At 29.2% G+C, this 6852-nt stretch carries 7 protein-coding genes; 5 read left to right on the top strand and 2 right to left on the bottom strand.

What is annotated here, in order from left to right:
• Positions 1-152: 152 nt before the first annotated feature.
• From E6A48_RS04515 to E6A48_RS04500, 4 genes are all read left to right on the top strand, one after another.
• Positions 153-1049 carry an N-acetylneuraminate lyase gene (locus tag E6A48_RS04515; protein WP_219708854.1) on the top strand — a complete coding sequence of 299 codons (897 nt, stop codon included), beginning with the start codon at positions 153-155 and terminating at the stop codon, positions 1047-1049.
• A gap of 77 nt (positions 1050-1126) precedes the next feature.
• The gene (locus tag E6A48_RS04510; protein WP_219708853.1) at positions 1127-1591 is read left to right on the top strand and encodes a NanQ anomerase/TabA/YiaL family protein; all 465 of its coding nucleotides are present in this window, start codon (positions 1127-1129) and stop codon (positions 1589-1591) included.
• Between the two features lie 68 nt (positions 1592-1659).
• Positions 1660-3192 carry a sodium:solute symporter family protein gene (locus tag E6A48_RS04505; RefSeq protein WP_219708852.1) on the top strand — a complete coding sequence of 511 codons (1533 nt, stop codon included), beginning with the start codon at positions 1660-1662 and terminating at the stop codon, positions 3190-3192.
• A 38-nt stretch (positions 3193-3230) separates the two neighbouring features.
• Positions 3231-4379 carry a cyclically-permuted mutarotase family protein gene (locus tag E6A48_RS04500; protein WP_219708851.1) on the top strand — a complete coding sequence of 383 codons (1149 nt, stop codon included), beginning with the start codon at positions 3231-3233 and terminating at the stop codon, positions 4377-4379.
• Positions 4380-4457: 78 nt separating this feature from the next.
• Here E6A48_RS04500 and E6A48_RS04495 read toward each other — a convergent pair whose 3' ends face one another.
• Both E6A48_RS04495 and E6A48_RS04490 read right to left on the bottom strand, forming a co-directional pair.
• Entirely contained in the window at positions 4458-5204 is a 747-nt protein-coding gene (locus tag E6A48_RS04495; RefSeq protein WP_219708850.1) for a class I SAM-dependent methyltransferase, read from the bottom strand.
• 39 nt (positions 5205-5243) lie between these two features.
• A complete protein-coding gene (locus E6A48_RS04490) occupies positions 5244-5579 on the bottom strand; it encodes a hypothetical protein (protein WP_219708849.1) in 336 nt (111 codons plus the stop codon).
• Between the two features lie 149 nt (positions 5580-5728).
• On the opposite strand from E6A48_RS04490, the gene E6A48_RS04485 reads away from it, so the two are divergent.
• Positions 5729-6670, top strand: coding sequence for a TDT family transporter (locus E6A48_RS04485; protein ID WP_219708848.1), 942 nt, complete (start codon positions 5729-5731; stop codon positions 6668-6670).
• The last annotated feature ends 182 nt before the right edge of the window (positions 6671-6852 follow it).

Raw genomic sequence — 6852 nt, 5'->3', positions numbered from 1 at the left:
ATATAATTATATATATATTATTATAAAAAAAGTATATTTTTTAAATATATTAGCAAAAATATTTATAATATATATTGATTAAAGTATACTTAATTTATACAATATATAATATAGGAATATACATAAATATAAAAAATAACAAGGAGGAACAGATGAATAAATGTGAAGGTATATTATCTGCTCTAATGACTCCATTTAACAAAAGTGGAAAATTAGATGAAAAAGTATTGAGGAAATATGTAAGACACAATATTGACCGTATGAAAGTTAATGGATTATATGTTGGAGGTTCTACTGGAGAAGGACTATTAATGTCTAAAGAAGAAAGAATAGCTGTATTTGAAATTACAAAAGAAGAAGTTAATGGAAAAATACCTCTAATAGCACATGTAGGTACATTAAATCTTAATGAAGCTTGTGAAATGGCACAAAAGGCAGAAGAATTAGGATACGACTTAATATCAGCTGTTACTCCATATTATTATCCATTTTCATTTAATGATATTAGCAAATATTATAACACAATTCTAAAGGCAACAAGTAAAATTCCTTTGGTAATATATTTCTTGCCTAGTCTATCAAATAACAGTATATCATTAAATGATTTTGGAAAACTCTTTGAAGATAAAAGAGTGATGGGTATCAAATATACTTCATCAGATTTATTCTTATTAGAAAGATTAATACAAAAATTCCCTGATAAGATGATGTGGGCTGGTTTTGATGAATTATTAATAGCATATGCTTCTTATGGTTTAAGGTCAGGAATTGGTTCTACATACAATATACAAGCTCCTTTAGCAAAAAAAGTAATAGATGCTGTTGAAAATAAAGATTTATCTAAGGCTTTAAAAATACAGCATGATATGAATGATATAATTAAAACTTTACTAAGTGTAGGTATATATCCAGCACTTAAAGAATGTATTACTTTCTATGATTCTTCAGCTGTTTCTTATTGCAGAGCACCTATGGGTTCAAAACCTCTTGGTAAAGCAGAGAAAAAAGTATTAAAAGAGATGTTTGATAAATATTTATCTAAACTATAATATTATTTTAGAGTGCTGCTTTTTTATTGCGGCACTCTTATTTTTAATTAATTTTTTATAAAAAAGGATATTGTATTATGATATTAAAACCAATAAAAAGTGAATTCAATCAACATTTCCATGACACCATATGGAAAGCTAAAAATTATGTTAGAGAGCATTATGAAGAATTAAAAAAATTACCTAATGGAAAACATTTGCTTGATAAAGAAATATGCGAAGGTGCTTTTATAAATGTTATGGAATATGATAATAAAGATAATCCACCTTGGGAATCACATTTAAAATATGTAGATGTTCAAATAATTTTTGAAGGCTCTGAAGATTTTATTATAGCAAATACTTCAACATTAAAACCAAAAACTTATGATGAAGCTTCAGACTATCATGATTGGGAAGGAGAAGGAACTCTTCGTTTAACTTTATCTCCAGGAGAAATGCTAATACTTCTTCCTTATGATGCTCATAGAGTAGGACTTCCGCCAAAAAGCGGTAAAAATCATGTTAGAAAAGCTATAGTTAAAGTACCATACAAAGCTTAAAAACTATACTTTCTTAAAAAGAATTAACTTTTTTATAAACAAATATTTTAATAATAGGAGAAAATTATATGGCTTGGCATTGGTTTGACTGGATAGTCATAGGGCTATACTTTGTCGTAATGTTTTTTATTGGTATGTTCTTTGCTAGAAGAACTAAATCTACAGATGATTATTTCAAAGCTGGAGGAAGAGTTCCTGCTTTGGTAACTGCAATGAGTATTTATGCTACTGCTTTATCATCCATTTCATTTATAGCTATACCTGCTTCTGTTTACAATAACAGCTGGTTGCTTGGTATGGCTCCATTAGGAATTATTTTAATGGTATTATGGGCAGCATACACTTTTGTACCTTTCTTTAGAAGAGTTAATGTTACTACTGCTTATGAATATTTAGGAAGAAGATTTGATAATTCTTTCAGACTTGTTGGTAGTTTAACATTTATACTTTTCCACGTTGTGAGAATGGCTATAGTAATTTACCTTCCTACATTAGCTATACAACAAGTTGTGCCAACATTAAACCCAGTGCTAATCACTATCGTAGTATCAATATTCTGTGTTGCTTATACATCTATGGGAGGTATTGAGGCTGTATTATGGTCTGATGCTATACAAACTGTTGTACTTCTTTTAGGTGCTTTCTTAGTAATTATAGTAGGTTTCTCTTCTGCTCCTGAAGGTGTAGGACAAGGATTTAAACTTTTAGCTGATGACGGTAAAATTATAAGCCCTGATTTCTTCTCTTTAGATTTAGCTAAATCTAGTATTTGGGTTATGATAGTTGGAGGATTCGTAAACTCTATTTATTCTTATGTGGGTAGCCAAGACATAGTTCAAAGATATGCTACAAACAAAGATGAACATGAAGCTAAAAAAAGTTTATTTATGAATGTTCCTTTGCTTTGTACTAGCATTGTAATATTTATAGGTATGGGTTCTGCTTTATATATTTACTTTCATTTTAAAGCTACTTTACCAGAAAACATTAATGGTAATGCTATACTTCCATACTTTATAGTAAATGCTTTACCTGTTGGTATATCTGGTCTTGTAATAGCTGCTATATTTGCTGCTGCTCAATCTACTGTATCATCTAGTTTGAACTCTGTTTCTACTTGTATGACTGCAGATATTTTAGAATATTTCAAATCTGGTATGGAAGACAAAAGCAAACTTAAATTTGCAAGAATTTCAAGCTGGATAGTTGGTATATTTAGTACATTGCTTGCTATTTACTTTATATACAATGGTCAAGGTGATATGTTCTTGTATTTCCAAGCTATTACTGGTCTTTTGGGCGGTCCTATAGCTGGAGTATTCTTAATTGGTATATTCTTTGACAAAGTAGAATCTAAAGCTGTATGGATTGGTTTTATAGTTTCTGTAATAATTGCATTCTATGTCAGCGATCCTGCTGGTATGCTTACTAAGTTTATACCTGGTTACGTTAAACCAAAAATCTTTGAGTTTATGTTGTCATTTATAATTATAGGCTCTAGTGTAATAGTATCTTTCATAGCTTCTTTCTTCTTTGGAAAACCAAGCGAAGATAAAATAAAAGGTTTAACTTACTCTACTACTATTAAAAATCAAAAATAATAGTTGAGTTATTCAGGCTTATTGATAAGGAAACAGAAATGAAAAAATTATGTTTGATATTATCTATTATATTTGCTGTTAGCTGTTCAAGTAATACCGCTAGCAGCAATGCAAATGTATTAGATTCTAAAACTGATAAAAAAATAGTTTGGGAGATGGGTGGACGTTTGCCTGCTCAAACTGGAATGGATAAAAATATTGGTACTGCTGGTTTATTATATGGTTCTTTAGAAGACAAATATATTGTTGTTGGAGGAGGAGCTAACTTCCCTGAAGAATCTGTACTTAATGGCGGAGCTAAAAAAACTTATTCTGATATTTACATGCTTGAAGATAATAACGGCACATTAGAAGTTGTTGAGCATATCAATTGGGAAAACGAATTAGGATATGGTGCTTCTATCACTGTTACAAATGGAATATACTATATCGGTGGCTCTTCAAACCCTGAAGCTGATGATGATATATTGTTTATCACATTAAAAAATAATAAATTAAATGTTGAAAAAATAGGTGATTTACCTTTTACATTACAAAATGGTGTTGCTGTTTATAAAGACAATAAATTATATATTATCACTGGTAAACAAGCAGGAAAAGGAAGCGACAAAGTTTATGAATATGATTTAGCTACAAAAGAAACTAAAGAATTAGCTCCTGTACCTAATCAAGCTAGCAGAACTCAAGCTGTTGCTCAACTATTAAACGGCAATATATATGTGTTTAGCGGTGGGGACGCTACTGCTTATACTGATGGTTATAAATATGATTTTGCTAACAACACTTGGGAACAAGTTTCTGATGTAGCTCTTAACAATGAAGGAATATCTTTACTTGGTGCTGTATCAGTTAAGCTTAATGAACAAGAAATGCTTGTTATAGGCGGTTTTAATAAAGCAGTTTATGATGATGCTGTTTATAACTTGGGTAATCTTCAAGAAGAAGCATTGGCTGATTTTAGAGCTGGTTATTTTGGTGCTGACCCTTATGAGTTTGATTGGAACAGTAAAATATTAATTTATAACTGTGAATCTAATACTTGGAAAACAATAGGAGATGTTCCTTTTGATGCTCCTTGCGGAGAGGGTTTAATATTAATAGGAAATAAAATATATTCTATTAACGGCGAAATTAAGCCTGGTGTTAGAACAGACAAAATGTATGTAGGCACTATAATTGCTAAATAAAGATAATCAATAAAATTGGTAATTTATTAAAGGGTTTTATCTATAAAAGGTAAAGCCCTTTTTTAATGCATTAAAAATTTATTTCAAACACAATGTAGCCCAGAAAGTAGGAACATTATATTCATGAAGCAGTCCTTCTCCGTTGGTGTCTTCATAAATATCAATTAACTTAAATCCGCACTTTAACTGCCCTCTTATCTGCTCTTCTATGGTGTGAGAAAATTGAATGCCGTCATTTTTACTTAATAACTCATCTAATAATTTTTTATCTTTTAGCGGATTGAAAGGAAGTTTATATTTAATATTTTTACTATTTTCATCAAATAAAAAATTAATTCCATTATCGAGCCCAGACATAAGCCTTCCGCCTTTTTTTAATACTCTATAGCATTCGCTCCATATATGCGAAACATTCTCTACATAACAATTAGAAACAGGATGAAAAATCAAATCAAAACTTTCATCTTTAAAAGGAAATTTTTTTGTCATATCATATTTTATGGCATTTATATTATAACTCTCTCTTTTTGCTACAAATATATCATTGTCTATCTGTTTTTGAGAATAATCTATTAATGTACATTTTGCTCCTAAAGCTGCAAATATTGGCATCTGCTGACCTCCTCCAGATGCAAGCCCCAACACATTTTTATTTTCCAAATTTCCAAACCATTCTTTAGGAACATTTTTAGTCGGTGTTAAAAGCATATCCCATTTTCCATTTTTAGCTTCTAAAAACTTTTTATGTGTAATAGGAACACCCCATATCCAACCATCTTCAACCCATTTATCTATAGTTAAAGAATTGATTTCTGTATAATCCATATAAAACCTTGCTATTAGATTATTACTATATTATAAAATTTACTGCTTTGTGAAAACTCCGCTCTTGCCGTCTGCTTGAACAGTTGCTGTAGTATTACTTGTAAACACAAGATCAACTGAGAAAGTTTTATTAGCAAATGTTGTGCTTGCAGAATAATGGTCATCACTATGTTTTGTAATAAGGGCTGCAGAAATAGTAATAGTATCATATTTTAATGAACCGTCAGAATTAATTGTAACTATTTTTCCATTAAGTTCACCTTCAGTGCAAACCCAAGTGCCTTCATAATTTTTACTTATTCCTAATATATTATCAGTTTTACAACCTATTATAACAATACTTAAAAATAACAATAATAAAACTAATCTTTTCATTTTTTACACCCCCCCTTAATTATTATATACTAATACAATAATATATTTATATCAATTATTTTAAATAGATTTTTTCTGATTTTTAATATATAATATTTTCACACAATATAAGGAGTTAAGAATTATTATAAATTCTTTTTAATTTTATTATGATAAACAAAATAAACAAAATGCCTACAGCCCTCACAGGTTTAGCACTTGGCGTGGGCGGTATATTCAACGCTTGGACTATCTTTACAGGAAAAAAATATTTTGCATATATTGGAGCTTTAATATCATCTGTATTAATACTCACAATAATTACAAAAATATTTTCATCTTTCAAAGCATTTATTAAAGATTTAGAGCACCCAGTTGCAGGAAGTACAATACCAACTTTAGATATGGCTATTATGGTAATATCAAGTTCTGTAGTACAATTTATAAGACCGCTTGGTATTGCTATGTGGCTTATAGCTATAGTGATACATACAATATTTGCAATCACTTTTATAGCTCATAGAATAAACTTAAAAGACAGACATAATATGGTACCTAGTTGGTTTGTTCCGCCTATTGGTATAGTTGTAGCTTCTGTTAGCGGAAGTGCTATGGGATTTCCTACTTTATCACAAGCCATTGTTTATATAGGAATGGTTATATATATAATAATGTTTCCTTTTATTTTTTATAGAATCATTTTTCATGAACCTTTAGCTGAAGATAAGTTTCCTGCTTTTGCCGTAATGGGAGCACCTGCTAATTTATGTTTATGCGGATATTTAACTGCATTTCAAACATACAACACCGCTATACTTAATTTGTTTTTAGCATTAGGTTTAATTACAACATTTAAAGTTTATTTATCTTTAATAAAAGCTTTTAGAATAAAGTTTATACCATTATTTGCAGCATACACTTTCCCTCTTGCAATAGGTGCACAGGCTCTTTTGAAATTTGCTAATTATTCAAAATCTATGGGTGGAGAATATTATTATATATGGAGATATGTTGCTATAATAGAGCTTGTAGTTGCTAGTTTGATGATATTATATGTATTTTTAAATATGATGTCTTTTATACATTTCAATGTTATAAAGGATAAGGAATAAAATATAATTGATAGTGTTTTGTTATAATATTTATTTTTTATAAATGTAATAATTATTTTTTATAGTAAAATTATTAAAAAACTAAATTAATAAGTATTTATATCGTTTTGGTTTAATATTACGTATGTAAAATATAATTAATATTGTTCTCTTAACTTGCACTTTTTGCAACTTTGACGAAG

This window comes from Brachyspira pilosicoli, from assembly GCF_019402445.1.
GTDB lineage: Bacteria > Spirochaetota > Brachyspiria > Brachyspirales > Brachyspiraceae > Brachyspira > Brachyspira pilosicoli_B.
The sequence above is the reverse complement of the archived record's forward strand: the minus strand, read 5'-3'. Positions and strand labels throughout refer to the sequence as shown.

Coding starts and splice junctions, on each gene's coding strand:
- E6A48_RS04495 (WP_219708850.1), bottom strand. CDS start 5,204: ATGGATTATACAGAAATCAATTCTTTAACTATAGATAAATGGGTTGAA.
- E6A48_RS04515 (WP_219708854.1), top strand. CDS start 153: ATGAATAAATGTGAAGGTATATTATCTGCTCTAATGACTCCATTTAAC.
- E6A48_RS04505 (WP_219708852.1), top strand. CDS start 1,660: ATGGCTTGGCATTGGTTTGACTGGATAGTCATAGGGCTATACTTTGTC.
- E6A48_RS04510 (WP_219708853.1), top strand. CDS start 1,127: ATGATATTAAAACCAATAAAAAGTGAATTCAATCAACATTTCCATGAC.
- E6A48_RS04485 (WP_219708848.1), top strand. CDS start 5,729: ATGATAAACAAAATAAACAAAATGCCTACAGCCCTCACAGGTTTAGCA.
- E6A48_RS04490 (WP_219708849.1), bottom strand. CDS start 5,579: ATGAAAAGATTAGTTTTATTATTGTTATTTTTAAGTATTGTTATAATA.
- E6A48_RS04500 (WP_219708851.1), top strand. CDS start 3,231: ATGAAAAAATTATGTTTGATATTATCTATTATATTTGCTGTTAGCTGT.